Raw genomic sequence first — 18,367 nt, 5'->3', positions numbered from 1 at the left:
AGCTCGCTCCCACATTTGGATCTTCATTTGGCAGTACCTTCCGTGTGGGGTCTGAACGATGTCGAGCAAATGGCTGCAAGCCTTCACCCTGGCATTCGCCGCATTCCTGTCGGCCTGCTCCCCCATCAAAGTGCTCAACGCACTCACGCCCTCCAGCACCTTCACCAAAACCTCCTCCATTGCCTACGGCGATGACCCGCGCCAAACACTCGATGTCTACCGTCCGATCAAGGCATTGCCCAATACCCCGGTCGTGGTGTTTTTCTATGGCGGCAGCTGGAACAGCGGCGCCAAGGATGACTACGGTTTTGTCGGCGAAGCCCTGGCTTCCCGCGGCATCGTGGTGGTGATCGCCGACTACCGGCTCTACCCGCAAGTGCGCTACCCCTCGTTTTTGCAGGACAATGCCCAGGCCGTCGCCTGGACCTATCAACACATCGCCGACTACGGCGCCGACCCCAGGCAGCTGTACCTGATGGGGCACAGCTCCGGCGCCTACAACGCGTCGATGCTGGCGCTGGATCCGCGCTGGCTTAAAGAAGTGAACCTGTCGCCCACAATGCTGAAGGGCTGGATCGGCCTGGCCGGGCCGTATGACTTCCTGCCGATTGAAAATCCTGACGTGAAGCCGGTGTTTTTCTTTCCTGACTCACCACCGGATTCCCAGCCGATCAACCATGTCAGCCACGCTGCGCCGCCGAGTCTGTTGATCGCGTCGGTGAGCGACACGCTGGTCAACCCCACGCGCAATACCGGTGGGTTGGCGAAAAAACTACGCGCAGCGGATGTACCGGTTGAAGCGTTTTACTTCACCAAGACCAGCCACGCGACACTGGTGGCGTCTATCGCTCGGCCTTTACGCTGGCTGGCGCCGGTACTGGACCGCGTCACGGCCTTTATCCAAGCCACTGATTCTGCCGATTCAAGTGCCAGGCAATCGCCCACAAAGTAAGGCTGCGCAGGGCCATGAACAGCAGGAAAGTAAGCCACAGGCCGTGGTTGCCGTACGGCTGCAGTGCCCAGGCGAAGGGCAGCAGCATCGCCACGGTGAGCAGCATGCCGTTGCGCATTTCCCGCGCGCGGGTGGCGCCGATAAACAGGCCGTCGAGCAAGTAGCTCCACACCGCAATCAACGGCAGCACGGCCAGATACGGCAAGTAGATGTCGGCGGTTTCGCGCACGCTGGGGATGTCGGTTTGCATGGCGATAAACAGATGGCCGGCAAAGGTGAACAGCAGCGCGAACCCGACACTGGCGATCAGTGACCAGCCGCAGGCAACCACCAGCGAACGGCGCAGCGCCTGCCGATCATGGGCGCCGATGGCATGCCCGCACAGGGCTTCGACCGCATGGGCCAGGCCGTCCAGGGCATGCGCGGTCAGCAGCAGGCCATTGAGCAGCAGCGCGTTGGCTGCCACGGTGGCGTCGCCCAATCGTGCGCCTTGCACCGTGATCATGAAAAACACCGATTGCAGGGCGAGGCTGCGGATGAAAATGTCGCGGTTCACCGCCAGCAACGGGCGCCAGCTTTGCCAGGCTTTGAGCGCGGCCCAGGCGATATGCCCGGGGTAGGCGCGCAAGGCGTTTTGCGTCAGGGCCAGGCCGAGCAGGGCGCCGGTCCATTCGGCGATGACCGACGCACGTGCGGAGCCAACCACGCCCCACTCCAGGCCAAGGACGAACCACAGGTTCAAGGCGATGTTGACCAGGTTGGTGGTCAACAGAATCGCCAGCGGCGCGCGGGCGTTTTGCGTGCCCAGGAACCAGCCGACCAAGGCGTAGCTGGCCAGGGCGGCGGGCAGGCCGAACAGGCGCGTGTGGAAAAACTCGCGGGTCAGCTGATTGAGTTCGGGAGAGGGTTGCATCCACTCCAACGCCAGGTGGCTCAGCGGAATGCCGACGGTGCCCAGCAACATCGCCAACCCCAGTGCCAGCAGCAGGCCTTGCAGCAGGATTTGCCGCAGCGCCGCGCCGTCATTGCGCCCGGCGGCTTGGGCGGCGAACCCGGTGGAGCCCATGCGCAGAAAACCCATGGCCCAGGCGAGGAAGGTGTACAGGCTGGCACCGACGGCCACGGCGCCCAACTGGTGGGCGTGGGGCAGGTGGCCGATGACCATGCTGTCGACCAGGGCCACCAGCGGCACCGAAATATTTGACAGGATCATCGGCGCGGCCAGCGCCCAGACGCGACGGTGGGTGGGGCGGTGGCGCCAGTCGGTGAGCAGGGAAGTCATGGAGGCTCCTTTGGGGGAACGGCATTGTAACTGGCCCCCAGCCGCACCATAGAACCAATGTGGGAGCTGGCTTGCCAGCGATGGCGGACTGTCAGTCAAAATAGTGCTGGCTGACACACCGCTATCGCAGGCAAGCCAGCTCCCACATTTTGATCTCCAGTAGCTGTGGGATTTGGCTGGGATAAGCGAGGATCAAGAACCAAAGCACCCTCCGTCGGTCAATGTGACCAGCACCTCATCGGCCCCTCGCAGGCTGATATATAGTTCACCCCTCGGACCCCTCTCACGACGAGTGCCCCATGCTTAACAAAGGACTGTTCCTGGCCTGCGCGCTGGCCCTGCTGAGCGCCTGCGATTCCTCCGATAAACCGGCTGCCCCGACCGCTCCCGCTGCGGCGACGGTTGCACCCAAACTGGCGAAAGCGGCGGTGGATGTGGCAGCGCTGAAACAGCGCTATGCCGGCCGTGAGTTGAGCGTGGTGGATGTTTCCGAAGTCCAGTTGGACGGGGCCAGCACGCTGTCGGTGAGCTTTTCCATCCCGTTGGATCCCGAGCAGAAATTCGCCGACAAAGTCCACCTGGTGGACAGCAAGTCCGGCAAGGTCGATGGCGCCTGGGAGCTGTCCGATAACCTGATGGAACTGCGCCTGCGCCACCTCGAGCCGCAGCGCAAACTGGTGCTGACGGTTGACGCTGGCGTGAAGGCGGTCAACGACAACAAGCTCGCTGCCGAGTACAGCGCGCGCCTGGAAACCCGTGACCTGCAAGCCACTGTCGGCTTTGCCAGCCGCGGCACCTTGCTGCCGACCCGTCTGGCTGAAGGCCTGCCGGTGATCGCGCTGAATGTCGACAAGATCGACGTCGAATTCTTCCGCATCAAACCCGAATCCCTGCCCTCGTTCCTCGCGCAGTGGGGGCGTAACACCAGCCTGCAGAGTTATGAATCGCGCGAACTGCTGCCCATGGCCGACCTGGTCTACGGCGGCCGCTTCGACCTGAACCCGGCGCGCAATACGCGCGAAACCCTGTTGCTGCCGATCGCCGGCCTCAAGCAATTGCAGCAGCCAGGCGTGTACCTGGCGGTGATGCGCGCCTCGGGCACCTACAATTATTCGCAACCGGCCACGCTGTTCACCTTGAGTGATATCGGCCTGTCGGTGCACCGCTATGCCAATCGCCTGGACGTGTTTACCCAGGCGCTCGAAGGTGGCAAGGCGCTGGAGGGCGTGGACCTCGAAGTGCTGGATGCCGAAGGCCGTGTGCTGGGCCAGGGCAAGACCGAAAAGGGTGGCCATGCCGAGTTGCCGTTGCCGAAAAAAGCCCAGGTGTTGCTGGCCAAGCTTGGCGAACAAACCAGCCTGCTGCGCCTGGACAGCGCCGCGCTGGACCTGGCCGAGTTCGATATCGGCGGCCAGCCGGCGCACCCGCTGCAGTTTTTTGTGTTCGGCCCACGTGACCTGTATCGCCCCGGTGAAACCGTGCTGCTCAACGCCTTGTTGCGCGACAAGGATGGCAATGCCGTCAAGCCGCAACCGGTGAGCGTGGAGGTGCGCCGGCCGGATGAGCAGGTCAGCCGCAAGTTCGTGTGGGATGCCGATGCGTCGGGCCTCTATCAGTACCAGCTGCAATTGGCCGGTGAAGCGCCGACCGGGCGCTGGCAACTGGTGTTCGACCTCGGCGACGGCAAGCCGCAGCTGTATGAGTTTCTCGTCGAAGACTTCTTGCCCGAGCGCCTGGCGCTGGAACTCAAGGGCAGTGACACAGCCTTGAGCCCGGCGGATAACCCGGTGATTCACGTCAATGGTCGCTACCTCTACGGCGCACCGGCATCGGGCAACCGCGTCAGCGGGCAAGTGTATGTGCGCCCGTTGCGCGAGGCGGTCAAATCGCTGCCGGGCTACCAGTTCGGCTCGGTCACCGAAGAAGAACTGAGTCAGGATTTCGAGCTGGACGAAAGCGTGCTCGACGCCAAGGGTCAGGAAGACCTGACGCTGGAAAGCAAATGGGCCGAGGCCAAATCACCCCTGCAATTAATCGTGCAGGCCAGCCTTCAAGAGTCAGGTGGGCGCCCGATCACTCGGCGTCTGGTGCAGCCGATCTGGCCGGCCGAGCAACTGCCGGGGCTGCGTGGCTTGTTCGACGGCAAGGAAACCAACGGCGATGGCCCAGCAGAATTCGAAGTGCTGCTGGCCAACCAGGACGGGCAGAAACTCGCCGCGCAAAACCTCAAGGTGCGCCTGGTGCGTGAGCGCCGCGACTACTACTGGAACTACTCGGAAAGCGACGGCTGGAGTTACCACTTCAACGAGAAATTCCTCAACCTCGACGAACAGACCCTGAACATCAAGGCTGGCGACACCGCCAAGGTCAGCTTCCAGGTCGAGTGGGGCCCGTACCGTGTCGAGGTCGAAGACCCGCAAACCGGGCTGGTCAGCAGCCTGCGTTTCTGGGCCGGCTACCAGGCCCAGGACAACACCGAAGGCGGCGCCGTGCGCCCGGACCAGGTCAAATTGGCGCTGGATAAACCGGCGTATGGCGATGGCGATACCGCCAATGTCACCGTTACGCCACCGGCGGCCGGTAAAGGCTACCTGCTGGTGGAATCCAGTGAAGGGCCGCTGTGGTGGCAGGAAATCGATGTGCCGGCCGAAGGCAAAAGCTTCGCCGTGAAGCTTGACCCGAAATGGTCGCGCCATGACCTGTACGTCAGCGCGCTGGTGATTCGTCCGGGTGAGCGCAAAGCCAATATCACGCCTAAACGGGCCGTGGGCTTGTTGCACCTGCCATTGGATCGCACCCAGCGCAAACTCGGCCTGACCCTCACCGCGCCGGAAAAAATGCGCCCCAAACAACCGCTGACGGTGAAGGTCGCCGCCAAGAACGCCGACGGCAGCGTGCCCAAACAGGTGCATGTGCTGCTGGCGGCCGTGGACGTGGGCATCCTCAATATCACCGAATACCCGACACCGGATCCGTACTCCAGCCTGTTTGGTCGCAAGGCCTATGGCGTGGACCAGTTCGACATCTACGGTCAGTTGATCGAAGCCGGTCAGGGTCGTTTGGCCAGCCTGGCGTTCGGCGGTGATGCGGCGCTGGCCAAGGGCGGCAAACGCCCGGACACCAGCGTGACCATTGTGGCGTTGCAGAGCGCGCCCGTGACGTTGAATGAACAGGGCGAGGGCGAAGTCAGCGTCAATATTCCCGACTTCAATGGCGAATTGCGCCTGATGGCCCAAGCCTGGAGCGATGATCGTTATGGCATGGCCGAAGGCAAGACGGTGATTGCCGCGCCGCTGATTGCCGAGCTGTCGGCGCCGCGCTTTCTCGCCGGTGGCGACCAGACTACGTTAGCGCTGGACCTGTCCAACCTGTCGGGCAACGCGCAGAAACTCGATGTGCAACTGAGCACCGAAGGGCAACTGGAGCTGGTCAACAGCGGCGCGCAGTCTGTTGAACTCAAGCAAGGCCAGCGCACCACCTTGCGCATCCCGGTCAAGGCCTGGGGCGGGTTAGGGCAGGGCAAGGTCAAGGTCACCGTAAATGGCCTGGACCTGCCGGGGGAAAACCTGCCGCCGTTCAGCCGCGAGTGGACCCTTGGCGTGCGCCCGGCCTACCCGGCGCTGCTCAAGCATTACCGCGCAGTGCTCAAGGATCAGCCGTGGAGCTTGCCGGTCGGCAGTCTTGATCAGTTCGATGCCTCGGGGCGCGAAGCGCTGCTGAGCCTGTCGAGCCGGCCGCCGCTGAACCTCGGCGCGCAGATCAGTGCGCTCAAGGCGTACCCTTATGGCTGCCTGGAGCAGACGGCCAGCGGCCTGTATCCGTCGTTGTATGCCGACGCTGCCCTGCTCAAGCGCCTGGGCGTCAAGGGCGAGTCGGACAGTGAACGCAAACGCAAGATCGAGCTCGGCATCGAGCGCCTGCTGGGCATGCAGCGCTACAACGGCAGCTTTGGTTTGTGGGGCGCCGACGGCGAAGAGGAATATTGGCTGACTGCTTATGTCACCGATTTCCTGCTGCGCGCCCGCGACCAGGGCTTTGCCGTGCCGCCTGAAGCGCTGAAGAAAGCCAGCGAGCGCCTGCTGCGTTATGTGCAGGAACGCAACCTGATCGAGGTGGATTACAGCGACAACGCCGACCACACCCGCTTTGCCGTGCAGGCCTACGCTGGCATGGTGCTGGCGCGCAGTCAGCAAGCGCCGTTGGGCGCGTTGCGCAGTATCTTCGAGCGCCGCAGCGAGGCGCGCTCCGGGTTGCCGTTGGTGCAGTTGTCCATTGCCCTGCAAAAAATGGGCGACCAGCCACGTGCCGATCAAGCCTTGCTTGCCGGCCTGGCGGCGCAACGCAATGCCAACGAGTGGCTGGCCGACTACGGCAGCCCGCTGCGTGACCAGGCGATGATCCTGGCTTTGCTTGAAGAAAACGACTTGGCCAAGGGCAAGCGCGAGGAGCGTTTGTTTACGCTCTCGGACCAGCTGGCCGCCAGCCCTTATCTCTCGACCCAGGAACGTAATGCACTGTTCCTGGCCGGGCGCCTCGGGTTCTCACAGCCGGAGTCGAACTGGCAGGTGTCGCTGACCGGCAGTGGCGGTGTGCAAACGTTGAACAACCAACAATCGACGCTGGCGCTGGATGGCAAGCAGCTGTCCAGCGACCTGACCCTGAGCAATCAGAGCGAGGCGCCGGTTTACCAGCAACTGACGATCTCCGGTTACCCCCAAGTGCCACCGGCACCGGGCGGCGACAACCTGAGTATCCGCCGCGAATACCTGGGCATGAATGGCCAGCCGTTGAACCTGCATAACGTCAACAGTGGCGACCTGGTGCTGGTGCATGTGGCGGTCAGCGCCAAGCAGCGGGTGCCGGACGCGTTGGTGGTTGACCTGTTGCCGGCTGGGCTGGAGCTGGAAAACCAGAGCCTGGCACAAAGTGCAGCCAGCCTGGAAAACGCCAGCAGCCAGGTGAAGGAGTGGCGCGAGTCGATGCAGAACGCGTCGCTCAAGCACCAGGAGTTCCGCGATGACCGCTATGTGGCGGCGATGAACCTTGAGGGTTATGGCGCCACCACGCACTTGTTGTACCTGGCGCGGGCGGTGACGCCGGGGACTTATCGCGTGCCGCCGCCGCAGGTGGAGTCGATGTATCGGCCGAACTGGCAGGCGGTGGGGGAGACGCCGGCGGATTTGGTGATCAAGGGGCGCTGATACCTGGCGGTAGGAATGGGGTTCAAATGTGGGGGCTGGCTTGCCTGCGATGGCGGTGGGTCAGTCAGCACGTTTGGTGGCTGATAGATCGCTATCGCAGGCAAGCCAGCTCCTACAGGGGAGTGGGGACGTGAGGTTAGTGGACGACCCAGCTGAGTAGCCAGAGGCCGAGCATTAGCCAGATGACGCCCAGGATGATCGAGGCGCGCATGAAGGCGCGAACGGCCGAATACAGGAAGAGCAGGCCGATGATCAGGGTGATGATGCTGATGATCGAGGTGTCCATGCCCAGTGCGCGGGACATGCCATTGACGAAGTCGCCACCGGCATGGGTGAGCATATTGAACAGCCCACTGAAGAATTCGACGATGTAGTGGATGATCAGGCCAATCGTGTTACCCAACCATCCGAAAAAGTCTGCTTGCATAGGTGTGTCTCGATGAATAAGTGGACGAAATTGCCAGCACTGGGCCTTTGGTCGCGAAGGGTCGCGGCTAGTTCCGTGAAGCATAGAGGTTTGCGCGGTTGAATTTGCGATTTGTTGTGGGTGGGGTGGGGCGGTTGTGAGTGAGCTGACTGACAAATCGCTTTCGCGAGCAAGCCCGCTCCCACATTTACTGGGCTGGGCATTTGGATGTGTGTTGGCAGTCATTGCCCTCTTGTGGCTGGCGGATCGTATTTGGCCGTTGCCGCTGCCCAAGGATGATTTGGCGCGGGTGGTGCTGGCCGAGGATGGCACGCCGTTGTGGCGCTTTGCCGATGCCAATGGCGTGTGGCGGTATCCGGTGCAGACCCGTGAGGTGTCGCCGTATTACCTGGACGCGCTGCTCACCTACGAAGATCGCTGGTTTTATGAACACCCCGGCGTGAACCCGCTGGCGCTGGTGCGGGCGACGTGGCAGAACCTGACCGGCGCGCGCGTGGTGTCGGGCGGCAGCACCTTGTCGATGCAGGTGGCGAGGCTGCTCGACCCGCACTCGCGCACTTTGCACGGCAAGCTGCGTCAGCTGTGGCGCACTGCGCAGTTGGAATGGCATTTGTCCAAGGACGAGATCCTCAATCTGTACCTGAACCGCGCGCCCTTCGGCGGTACGTTGCAGGGCGTGGCGGCGGCCAGTTGGGCGTATTTGGGCAAGTCCCCGGCGCAGCTGACCCATGCTGAAGCCGCGTTGCTCGCCGTATTGCCTCAGGCGCCGAGCCGTCTGCGCCCGGATCGCCACCCGCAACGCGCCCAGCAGGCCCGCGACAAAGTGCTGCGCCGCCTTGCCGAATTCCAGGTATGGCCGCAATCGGCCGTTGATGAAGCCCTGGAAGAGCCGCTGCTGCTCGCCCCTCGGCTCGAACCCAGCCTCGCGCCGTTGCTGGCCCGCCGCCTCAACCGTCCGGACAGCCCGCCGCTGATCCGCACCACGCTGGACGCCACGCTGCAACGCCGCCTCGAAGACCTGCTGCTGGGTTGGCGCGCGCGGCTGCCGGAACACACCTCCGCCGCCATTCTGGTGGTGGAAGAAGAAACCATGGCCGTGCGCGCCTACCTCGGCTCGGTGGATATCAATGACGCCAAGCGCTTTGGCCATGTGGACATGATCAGCGCGCTGCGCTCGCCCGGCTCCACCTTGAAACCCTTTCTGTATGGCATGGCACTGGACGAGGGGTTGATCCACTCCGAATCGCTGCTGCAGGACGTGCCCCGGCGCTATGGCGATTACCGGCCAGGCAACTTCTCCATGGGTTTCAGCGGTGCAGTGCCGGCGAGTACGGCGCTGTCCAGTTCATTGAATTTGCCAGCGGTGCAATTGCTGGAGGCCTATGGGCCGAAACGGTTTGCTGCGCAGATGCGCATCGGCGGCGTGCCGCTGGCATTGCCGGCGTTGGCCGAACCGAACCTGGCGCTGATTCTGGGCGGGGCGGGCAGCCGTCTGGAAGACTTGGTCAGCGGTTACAGCGCCTTTGCCCGCGACGGCAGGAGTGCTGCTATCCGATTACAGCCGGACGATACGCTTAAAGAACGGCCTTTACTGTCGCCAGGGTCCGCCTGGATTGTGCGGCGCATCCTCAGCGGCCAGGCGCGGCCCGACCGTGACCCGCGCGCCGAGCTGGTGCAGCGCCCGGTGTTGGCCTGGAAAACCGGCACCAGCTATGGCTTTCGCGATGCCTGGGCGTTGGGGGTGGGGCCGCGCTACCTGATCGGCGTGTGGATCGGCCGACCTGACGGCACGCCCGTACCGGGGCAGTTTGGGCTGGCCTCGGCGGCGCCGTTGATGTTGCAGGTGCATGACGTGCTGACCAACCGCGACAGCCAGCGCGGGATCAGCGCGCCCGCCAAGCCGGTGCCTGCCAATGTTGGCGTGGCCGCGATCTGTTGGCCGCTGGGCCAGCCCATGAGCCGCAGCGACCCCAATTGCCGCCGCCAGCGCTTCGCCTGGACGCTGGACAACACCACGCCGCCGACCTTGCAGGCGTTGGACCAGCCGTTGAGCATGGGATTGATGGAAAGCGTGTGGGTCAATGCCAAAGGCTTGCGGGTGGACGCGCATTGCCCTGGGGCAGTGTCAAAAAATATCGCCTTGTGGCCTGCACCGCTGGAGCCTTGGCTGCCTAGGGTGGAGCGCCGCGAGGCGCGCATCCCGGTCGCCGACCCCGACTGCCCGCCGCCAGCGCTGGCCGCCTCGTCGCCGCTGTCCATCGTCGGCGTACGCGAAGGCGACCAACTGCGCCTGCCCGCCGCCAGCCAGCAGGCCCTGCACTTGAAAATCTCTGCCCTGGGCGGCAGTGGCCGGCGCTGGTGGTTCCTCAACGGCGCGCCACTGGGCGACAGCGCCAACCAGGACAGCATCAACGCCAGCTTCGAACAACTGGGCCGCTACCAGCTCAGCGTCCTCGACGAAGCCGGCCAAACCGCCCGCCTCGAATTCAGCGTCGTCGATTAGCCCGCCCCGCCCAACCCACCCCACCCCATTGTGGCGAGCGGGCTTGCCCCGCGTTGGGCTGCGCAGCAGCCCCAGAAATGTATCGCGTTGTCAGATTTCAGGGCCGCTTCGCGCCCCAACGCGGGGCAAGCCCGCTCACCACAACAAGCCGCTCGCCACAACAAGCCCGCGAACACCTATCAAATGCAGGCGCTGGCTTGCCTGCGATGGCGCCCTCAAGCACACCACCGGGATTCACTTGCCTTCATCCCTGATCCCCCCGAAGCTATACACCTTCAGGAGCCCCCGCATGAACCTCGAACACCTCACCGAACGCCTGCACCGCATCCGCGATAACAACGACTGGAAGCAGTTCCACAGCCCGAAAAACCTGGCCATGGCCGCCAGTGTGGAAATGGCCGAGCTGGTGGAAATCTTCCAATGGCTGAGCGAAGACCAATCGCGCCAGCTACCCGCCGACACACTCGCCCACGCCGGGCAGGAAGTCGGCGATATCGTGCTGTACCTGCTGTTGCTGTGCAGCGAGTTGGGCCTGGACATGAACGAGGTGGTGCGCGCCAAACTGGCCGACAGCGAACGGCGGTTTGCCCATGAGTGATCGTCATTTCGACCAACTGGCCACGCGCTTTGCCGAGAAAATCTACGGCGGCGCCAAAGGCGCAATTCGCCTGGCGGTGCTCCAGGCCGACCTGATCGAAGCCCTGCCGGACCGTCCGTTGCGTGTGCTGGATATCGGCGCGGGCCTTGGGCACATGTCGCTGTGGCTGGCCGAGCGCGGCCACCAAGTGACCTTGGCCGAGCCCGCCGAGCCGATGCTCGAAGGCGCACGCCAACGCTTTGCCGACGCCGGCCAGAGCGCAACCTTTATCCACGCGCCCTGGCAGGAACTGCTCGGCCAACTCACCCAACCTTACGACCTGGTGCTGTGCCACGCCGTGCTGGAATGGCTGGCCGAACCCCATGCGATCCTGCCGGTGCTGCACCAGCTCACCGTGCCGGGCGGCTGGCTGTCGCTGGCGTTCTATAACCGCGATGCGCTGATTTACCGCAACCTGCTCAAAGGTCACTTTCGCAAAATGCGCAAGAACGACATGGCCGGCGAGAAACAGAGCCTCACCCCGCAACAGCCGCTCGACCCACGTGAGTTGGCGGCGCAACTCGAGGGGCTCTGGCAGGTCGAAAGCCAAAGTGGCGTGCGGGTGTTCCACGACTATATGCCGGTGGAATTCCAGGCCCGCGCCGATTTACAGGATTTGTTGGAGATGGAACTCGCTCACCGTCGTCACCCAAGCTTTGCCGGACTTGGGCGTTATTTGCACTGGATGTGCCGTCCGGTTTAAGCGGCCCAGTCTGCGGAGGTCGAAATGCGTCGTCTGTGTTTGATCCTGTTGTCGGTGGGCTTGAGCGCCTGCTCCAGCCCCAATCCCTACGTGGCCGCTTCGGCGCCGATGCCGCCGGCACCGGCCCAGGCGGCTAACACCTTTGATGCCAGCGCCTACCCGGCCCCGGTGCGCGACTATGGCGCCTACCGCAGCTGGGGCTGGCTCAACGGGCAACTGCCGGCGGGCACGGTCTGGGCCGACTCGGCGCAGATTGCCGAGGCGGTCAGCGGCGCCCTCGACCAGCGTGGCCTGCGCCCCTTGCATGACAACCGTGCGCCCGACCTGCTGGTGAGCGCCGATGTGCGTCTGGAAAAACGCCTGCGCCAGGTCCAGGACGACTATGGCTACGGTTACGGCGGCTATAACCGCTATGGCAACGGTTACGGCATGTACAACACCGTGCCGGTGGTGCGCACTTATGAAGTGACGGTCGCCGTGGCGCGCATCAGCCTGTTCGATGCCCGCACTCGCCAGCCGGTGTGGAGCACCAGCGCCGAAACCGCCAGCCAGGGCAGCCTGAGCCAACGGGCCGATGCCTTGCGTGAAGCGATGCAGAAGGCAATGAGCGCCTATCCACCCAGTTAGCAGCTATTCTCATTTCAGGCTGAAGCGTCTTTTGGAGATAAACCATGTTTCGTCGCATTGCTGCACTTGCTGTTGTCGTGTTGCTGGGCGGTTGCCAGTCCAACCAGGTCAACCACGACTTTGACGCCAGCCGCGACTTCGGCGCCTACCGCAACTGGGCCTGGAAAGACCCGGCGCTGCAATATCGCCCGGATGATCCGCGGATCAAGAGCGACCTCACCGAGCAGCGCATCCGCCAGGCCGTCGGCGAACAACTTGACCAGCGCGGCCTGCGTCCCGCCGCAGCCGGCACCAAGGCCGACCTGAACGTGCAGGCTTACCTGATCGTCGAAGACCGCCAGCAGCAAGTCACCACCAATTACGGCGGCGCCTGGGGTGGCCCATGGAATGGCTATTGGGGCGCGCCGATGTACAACGAAACGCGCAGCATCACCTACAAAGTCGCGACCATCCAGATCGACTTGCTGGACGGCAAGGACGGCAAGCTGGTGTGGCGCGGCAGTGACGAGCAGATGATGGCCAGCAGTCCAAATCCACAGGATCGCAACAACGCCATCCGCACCACCGTCAGCAAAATCCTCTCCAACTACCCACCCCACTAAACCTTTCCCCAATTCCCTGTGGGAGGGGGCTTGCCCGCGATAGCGGAGTGTCAGCCAATAATGCTGTGACTGACCCACCACTATCGCGGGCAAGCCCGCTCCCACATCGGATCTCCTGCAGCCTAGAGTCAGCACAGCCCTCAGCCCTTGTCTACACTCAAAGACACCCCAGGAGAGTAAGCGCTCGGCGACTCGCCGGCACAGGAGTGCTCGATGTCTCCCCGATTTCATTGCAAGCAGCGCGGCGCCATTGGCTTGATGGCCGCCGGCGTATTGGCGGTGGTGTTGGCGTTTACCCTGCTGGTGATAGACAGCGGCCGTTTGTACCTGGAAAAGCGCAAGTTGCAAGGCGTGGCGGACACCGCAGCGCTGGAAGCCGTCAGCCGCAATGGCACCTGCCTGGCGGGGTTGAGTGCGGCGGCCTACGCCGGGCAAAGCGTGGCGCGCAATTATTTCGTGGTGGGCAACGGCAACACCCTGGTGACCAGCTGTGGCTCCGTCACCACTGGCGCCTCGGGCCAGCGCACGTTCAGCGCTAACCCCGCGTTGTCGTCAGCCATTCAGGTAGTGGCCAGCAAAACCATCACGACCAGCGTGGCCGGCGGGGTGTGGGCACTGTTTTCCGGCAACCCGGTCAGCCTCAACACGGTCTTGTCAGCCACGGCGGTGGCGGCCAAGCCCACGCCATCCTTGGCCCAACTGACCATCAACAGCACGTTGGCCAGCGTCAATAGCGCCAGCGCAAGCCTGTTGAACCCCTTGTTCAGCGGCTTGCTCGGCGGCAACCTCAACCTGACACTCGCCGGCTGGAATGGCTTGCTCAACACCAATATCAGCCTGCTCAGTTACCTCGACCAACTGGCGATCAACCTGGGCGTGACCGCAGGTAACTACACCCAACTGCTCAACACCAATGTCACCGCCTCGCAATTGATCCAGGCCGCGATCACGGTGCTCACCGCCAACGGCGCGACGGCGGATGTATTGACGGCCCTGGGCAGCTTGAAAATCGCCGCCATCAACCAGGCCCCGCTGACCCTCGGGCAGATCCTGCAGTTGCAGACGGGCATCACCGCCGCCGCGCTGAATGCCAACCTGCAGGTGTTCCAGCTGATTCAGGGCGTGGTGCAGTTGTCCAACAGCCAGAGTGCGGCTGCCGCGATCTTGCCCGTCAGCCTGCTGGGGCTGGCCAACATCACCACCCAGGTCAAAGTGATCGAGCCGCCGCAACTCTCGGCGATGGGTGACCCGGCGCTGGCCGCGGCCAACCCCCTGGGGCCGAATGCGATTTATGTGCGTACCGCCCAGGTGCGCACCGAGGTGACGGTCAGCCTGCCGGTGCTGAGCAGTTTGTCGGGGCTCACCACGGCCGTGAATAACCTGGTGGGGCCGCTGACGCCGGTGGTCAACAGCCTGTTGAGCCTGAACCTGGTGAGCACGATCAACTCGGCGCTGTGTTTGCTGGGGGCCGGCTGCCAACAACTGGATCTGCTGGCGTTGCCGGGCAACCTGCCGCTCAATATCGTGCTGGATGCCGGCGGCGCCAGCAGCTATGTCACCGCCTACAGTTGCCCGACAGGCAGCGCTGGCACCAAGAGCCTGACGGCCTACACCACCACCTCGCTGGCGTCGCTGAATGTGGGCGCTATCACCAATGCGTTTTCCAGCACGTTACCGATGACCGTGGCGCCTTTGGCGCTGATCGACATCGGCACCAAGACCTGCCATGAAATCCTCGGAATCGGCACCTGCGGGACGCGTGTACCGTTCGCCGCCGGTGGCGTCGCGATCAAAGTGCTAAGCCCGATTGCGGCGAGCAATCAAACCTTGGTGTTCTCCAGTACTGCGCCATTCGCCACGCCGCCTAACGTGGGCCTCACCCCGACCTATCAGGCGGCCGCGCCGGCGACCAATGTGGTCAGCAGCCTGTCGACCACGCTTAATGGCGTAGGCATTACGGCGTACCAGCCGGTCGGCAGTAACCCGCTGGGCGCACTGGCGGCAAGCGTCGTGTCGCTGCTCGGTGGCGTCAGCGCCATCGTCACCCCGGTGGTGGATAGCCTGCTGGGCCCGCTGCTTAACCCGATCCTCAACAACCTGTTGAACATGTTGGGCATCAGCCTGACGAATGTGAACGTGGGCGCCAACCTCACCTGCGGCCAGACTGGTGAGGCCTACCTGGTGATCTAAGCGTCGGTGGCCCTGGGCAGTTCCACACAAAACCGTGCGCCCTGTTCGCCATTGCTGACGCTGAGGCGTCCGCCCATGTTCTCGACGATGCCGTAGCTCACCGACAGGCCCAGCCCGGTGCCCACGCCAATGGGCTTGGTGGTGAAGAACGGTTCGAAGATCCGCTCCAGCAAGCGTGGGTCAATGCCCCCGCCATTGTCCTCGACCCAGATGCGCACGTGACGGCTATCGTGTTCGGTGTGCACGGCGATCCACGGGCGCAACTCAGGGTCTTTTTCGCGCTGGCCCAGCAGGGCATCGCGGGCGTTGACCATCAGGTTGATCAGCACCTGTTCAAGCTGGTCGACGTAACCTTTGACCTGCACGGGAACGTCCGCCTGGGTCAGGCGGACTTCCACGCCTTTGCCGCGCAGGCCTTCGCTGAGCAACGACAGGGTGCCTTCAACCGCCTGCGCCGGGTCGAACGGTTGTTGCTCGACTTCCGAGCGGCGGCCGAACACGCGCATATGGTCCACCACCCGGGCTGCGCGTTGAACCTGGGCGTCGATGCGCTGGAGTTTTTCGGTGAGGTAGTCGACCTGCACGTTGCCACTGCCCAGGCGCTTGAGCACATTGACGACGGCCATGCGCATCACGTTCAGCGGCTGGTTGATCTCATGGGCCAGGCCCGTGGCCATTTCGCCGAGGGTGGCCATTTTTGCGCTTTGCGTCAGTTGCTGCTGCGAGCGTCGCACCTCGGTGTTGTCGCGGCCCACGGCCTGCACCTCGACCAGGGCGCCGTGCTCATCGAACACGCCGCGGTCCGACCAGACCCACCAGGCGTGTTCGCGCCCGGGCAGTTGCAGGCTGATTTCGGCGGTGCTGACCGGGAACTCCGGAGTCAACTGCCGGATGCGCTGCACAAACGCCTCGCGCTGTTCGGCTGAGAGCCAGTCGCCCAGGTTCAGCCCGCGCAATTGTGCGGGACGGCATTCGAGGTAGTTGGCCAATGGCGTGTTGCCGAAGGTCAGGGTCAGGTCCGGGCGGTAGCGGCAGATCATCGCCGGGGAGTCTTCCACCAGAATTCGGTAACGCTCCTCGCTGGCTTTGACCTGTTGCGCAGCCACGGTCGCGTCGGTGACGTCCAGCCACAGGCCAATCGCTTCCACCGGCAGGCCCAGGTCGTCGCGCAGCAATTTGGCTTCATCAAGCAGCCAGTGGTAATTGCCCTGTTTGTCCTGCACACGGTAACGACTGCGCACGCTGCCTTCGCGCAGCAGTTGGCGCGTGCGCTGGAAGTACAGGTCGCGGTCGTCGGGATGCACCCACTGCACCAGGCTGTCGTGGCTGCACTCGGCGAGGGTGCGGCCCAGCAACGGCAGCAGGCTGTCACTGAAAAACACCGGCAGCAGCGCGCCGTTCACGTAGCGTTGCACGTAGATCACCGCCGGTGAGCTGGCAATCAGGTTATCCAGGCGAGCATGGGCGGCGTCGGCGTGCACCTGCTGGTTCTTGATGTCGCTGATGTCGAGCATGAACCCGACCCAGCGGCGTTGCTCACCCACGCCCAGCACTTGGCCCTGTACCCGATACCAGGTCGGCGGTTGGGCGCTGTCGCCACGGTTGAGGCGTACGCTGGCGAGCAAAGGCTTGCCCAGGGCTTGCAGGTCGCGCAGGCGGCTGTGCAGTTCCTCTCGGTCGGCGGGGTGGATGAGCGCCAGCCAGGTGTCGAGGGCTTGCCGGGTCGGGGCTTGCTCTGAGTCGATGTTGCGCATCAATTGCGGCGCAAGTTGGATCTCGGCGCTGGCGGGCAGCAACTCGAACCACCCGGTGCCCAACAGGCCTTGCAGGGCTTCGAGGCGCTCCAATTGTTGGTGGTGGCGTTGCTCGCGCAGGCGGCTGAGCAGCGGCGCGGCGATGGCGGCGGCGAGGTTCAGCCAGTCGCGGTCGCGCATGTGCGGCTGGCCGTTGTAGGCCCCGCACAGCAACCACGCGGCCACGCCCTGGCCATCGCGATACGGCACCAGAAACCCGTCGGCATTGCCGAATACGCTGTGCAAACGCGGGTGTTCTCCGCGTCCATAAGGTGCCTGCAAACTCAGCGGGGCAGTGCCGTTGAGGCTGTCCAGGCAGGTGCCGAGGCGCTGCCCGTTGTGCCAGAACAGCGGCGCATCATGGTTGGCGTACTGGCTGTAGATCACCCAGTCCTGGTCTTCTTGATCGAGCAGCGCGAGGGCCACACACGGGATGCGCCAGCGCTGCGCGACGCTGGCCAGCTGTTCGTTGAACACGTCGGGCAGCCGGCTGAGGCTGCACACCCGCAGGTGTTCACTCACAAGGCTGGCCAATTGCTGATCCTGTTCGCGCTGCTCGGCCAGGTGCCGGCCGTTGAGCAAATCGCCGATGTCCACGGCATGCAGCAGCCAGCCGTTATCCTGGGCTTCAATCGTGCCTCGCGTGTGCAGCACAAGCCCGGCGGCGCCCTGGAAATCCAGGTCGAGGCTATGGCGCTGCCAATCGGCAGGAACGCCTTCAACCGCCATCGCGCTGTGGGCACACAGCAGGTCCTGGAGGGGCGGTGAGTCAGTGTATTGCGCCAGGTGTGAGCGCAGTGCACCGCTGATTTCGAGCACGCGGCCGTGCGCGTCCAACCACAGGTGCAGCCCGGCGACAGGCGACGCAGGCGTGTCCAGGGCCAACGCGCTGCTTCGGCCGAGCAGGCGCCCGAAGAGTTTTTCCCCCGAGGTCAAAACTGCAGGCTCGAGGTGGCCTGCAGCGTCGTCGGCAGCTGCGGTACGGTGCCGATGCCGGGCAGGACAATAAAGGGCATTACCGCCTGCAGATTGGCCGTGGGGTAGTTGATCTTCACTAACAACAAGCCGCTGTTGAAGGTGGTGGTGACTTGCGTGGCAGCGTCGAATTTGTAGGAGGGCGGGATCCACAGCAAACGGTTGGCGACTGCGGTTTTGGCGGTGCTTTGCACGGCGGCGGCGTAGCCCTGCATGTTGGGGTCCAGCGCCACGCTCAGACGCACGGCTTCTGCCGTCGCCTGGTTGAACGACTGCAACAACAGCAGCGGCAGGCTATAGCTGACCATGCCGTAGAACACGGCGAAAAAAATCACGAACACAGCAATGAATTCGATTGCTGCCGCGCCTTTTTGCTTATCCGGGAGGCTTGTTTTCATCACCGCGTCTACCCTGACGGCTACTACTTGATATCAGCATAGAATCAATCGGCAAAAAGGGATGTTTTTTACGTGAT

General features: G+C 63.6%; 12 protein-coding genes. 8 read left to right on the top strand and 4 right to left on the bottom strand.

From position 1 onward, the window contains the following. The first annotated feature begins 58 nt into the window (after window positions 1-58). Window positions 59-952: an alpha/beta hydrolase gene (locus ACP7B3_RS15685; protein ID WP_426179568.1), complete on the top strand. Its 894-nt coding sequence runs from the start codon at window positions 59-61 to the stop codon at window positions 950-952. Here ACP7B3_RS15685 and ACP7B3_RS15680 read toward each other — a convergent pair. Further along, window positions 897-2,234, bottom strand: a complete 1,338-nt coding sequence (locus ACP7B3_RS15680) for an MATE family efflux transporter (RefSeq protein ID WP_426179566.1) — start codon at window positions 2,232-2,234, stop codon at window positions 897-899. The genes ACP7B3_RS15685 and ACP7B3_RS15680 overlap by 56 nt on opposite strands. A 299-nt stretch (window positions 2,235-2,533) precedes the next feature. On the opposite strand from ACP7B3_RS15680, the gene ACP7B3_RS15675 reads away from it, so the two are divergent. Beyond that, a complete protein-coding gene (locus ACP7B3_RS15675; RefSeq protein WP_426179564.1) occupies window positions 2,534-7,435 on the top strand; it encodes an alpha-2-macroglobulin family protein in 4,902 nt (1,633 codons plus the stop codon). Window positions 7,436-7,571: 136 nt separating this feature from the next. On the opposite strand, the gene ACP7B3_RS15670 is transcribed toward ACP7B3_RS15675, so the two are convergent. After that, window positions 7,572-7,862, bottom strand: coding sequence for a hypothetical protein (locus ACP7B3_RS15670; RefSeq protein WP_145160315.1), 291 nt, complete (start codon window positions 7,860-7,862; stop codon window positions 7,572-7,574). Between the two features lie 190 nt (window positions 7,863-8,052). Between ACP7B3_RS15670 and pbpC the strand changes: the two genes are divergently transcribed. The 6 genes from pbpC to ACP7B3_RS15640 all read left to right on the top strand — a co-directional run bounded on the left by pbpC (window position 8,053) and on the right by ACP7B3_RS15640 (window position 15,124). Next, window positions 8,053-10,365 (top strand): peptidoglycan glycosyltransferase PbpC, encoded by a 2,313-nt coding sequence (pbpC, locus tag ACP7B3_RS15665; RefSeq protein WP_426179931.1) that lies wholly within the window; start codon window positions 8,053-8,055, stop codon window positions 10,363-10,365. Window positions 10,366-10,654: 289 nt separating this feature from the next. Further along, a complete protein-coding gene (locus ACP7B3_RS15660; RefSeq protein WP_119737788.1) occupies window positions 10,655-10,963 on the top strand; it encodes a MazG-like family protein in 309 nt (102 codons plus the stop codon). Further along, window positions 10,956-11,705 (top strand): methyltransferase, encoded by a 750-nt coding sequence (locus ACP7B3_RS15655; protein ID WP_145160319.1) that lies wholly within the window; start codon window positions 10,956-10,958, stop codon window positions 11,703-11,705. The genes ACP7B3_RS15660 and ACP7B3_RS15655 overlap by 8 nt, the downstream gene beginning before the upstream one ends. 24 nt (window positions 11,706-11,729) lie before the next feature. After that, the gene (locus ACP7B3_RS15650; protein ID WP_426179561.1) at window positions 11,730-12,332 is read left to right on the top strand and encodes a DUF4136 domain-containing protein; all 603 of its coding nucleotides are present in this window, start codon (window positions 11,730-11,732) and stop codon (window positions 12,330-12,332) included. Window positions 12,333-12,376: 44 nt separating this feature from the next. Next, the gene (locus ACP7B3_RS15645; RefSeq protein ID WP_145160321.1) at window positions 12,377-12,934 is read left to right on the top strand and encodes a DUF4136 domain-containing protein; all 558 of its coding nucleotides are present in this window, start codon (window positions 12,377-12,379) and stop codon (window positions 12,932-12,934) included. Window positions 12,935-13,147: 213 nt separating this feature from the next. Next, on the top strand, window positions 13,148-15,124 hold the full coding sequence (locus ACP7B3_RS15640) for a pilus assembly protein TadG-related protein (RefSeq protein WP_426179559.1): 1,977 nt from the start codon (window positions 13,148-13,150) through the stop codon (window positions 15,122-15,124). Here the strand turns inward: ACP7B3_RS15640 and ACP7B3_RS15635 are convergent. Both ACP7B3_RS15635 and ACP7B3_RS15630 read right to left on the bottom strand, forming a co-directional pair. After that, window positions 15,121-17,853 carry a PAS domain-containing sensor histidine kinase gene (locus tag ACP7B3_RS15635; protein WP_426179557.1) on the bottom strand — a complete coding sequence of 911 codons (2,733 nt, stop codon included), beginning with the start codon at window positions 17,851-17,853 and terminating at the stop codon, window positions 15,121-15,123. The genes ACP7B3_RS15640 and ACP7B3_RS15635 overlap by 4 nt on opposite strands. After that, window positions 17,850-18,290 (bottom strand): TadE/TadG family type IV pilus assembly protein, encoded by a 441-nt coding sequence (locus ACP7B3_RS15630; RefSeq protein ID WP_426179555.1) that lies wholly within the window; start codon window positions 18,288-18,290, stop codon window positions 17,850-17,852. Before ACP7B3_RS15630 ends, ACP7B3_RS15635 begins: the two co-directional genes overlap by 4 nt. Window positions 18,291-18,367 lie beyond the last annotated feature (77 nt).

It is taken from the genome of Pseudomonas sp. TWRC1-2 (assembly GCF_049896685.1).
In the GTDB taxonomy this organism is placed as follows: domain Bacteria; phylum Pseudomonadota; class Gammaproteobacteria; order Pseudomonadales; family Pseudomonadaceae; genus Aquipseudomonas.
The sequence above is the reverse complement of the archived record's forward strand: the minus strand, read 5'-3'. Positions and strand labels throughout refer to the sequence as shown.

Excerpts from the sequence above, each read along its gene's own strand:
- ACP7B3_RS15685 (WP_426179568.1), top strand. The coding sequence starts at position 59 with ATGTCGAGCAAATGGCTGCAAGCCTTCACCCTGGCATTCGCCGCATTC.
- ACP7B3_RS15680 (WP_426179566.1), bottom strand. The coding sequence starts at position 2,234 with ATGACTTCCCTGCTCACCGACTGGCGCCACCGCCCCACCCACCGTCGC.
- ACP7B3_RS15675 (WP_426179564.1), top strand. The coding sequence starts at position 2,534 with ATGCTTAACAAAGGACTGTTCCTGGCCTGCGCGCTGGCCCTGCTGAGC.
- ACP7B3_RS15670 (WP_145160315.1), bottom strand. The coding sequence starts at position 7,862 with ATGCAAGCAGACTTTTTCGGATGGTTGGGTAACACGATTGGCCTGATC.
- ACP7B3_RS15660 (WP_119737788.1), top strand. The coding sequence starts at position 10,655 with ATGAACCTCGAACACCTCACCGAACGCCTGCACCGCATCCGCGATAAC.
- ACP7B3_RS15655 (WP_145160319.1), top strand. The coding sequence starts at position 10,956 with ATGAGTGATCGTCATTTCGACCAACTGGCCACGCGCTTTGCCGAGAAA.
- ACP7B3_RS15650 (WP_426179561.1), top strand. The coding sequence starts at position 11,730 with ATGCGTCGTCTGTGTTTGATCCTGTTGTCGGTGGGCTTGAGCGCCTGC.
- ACP7B3_RS15645 (WP_145160321.1), top strand. The coding sequence starts at position 12,377 with ATGTTTCGTCGCATTGCTGCACTTGCTGTTGTCGTGTTGCTGGGCGGT.
- ACP7B3_RS15640 (WP_426179559.1), top strand. The coding sequence starts at position 13,148 with ATGTCTCCCCGATTTCATTGCAAGCAGCGCGGCGCCATTGGCTTGATG.
- ACP7B3_RS15630 (WP_426179555.1), bottom strand. The coding sequence starts at position 18,290 with ATGAAAACAAGCCTCCCGGATAAGCAAAAAGGCGCGGCAGCAATCGAA.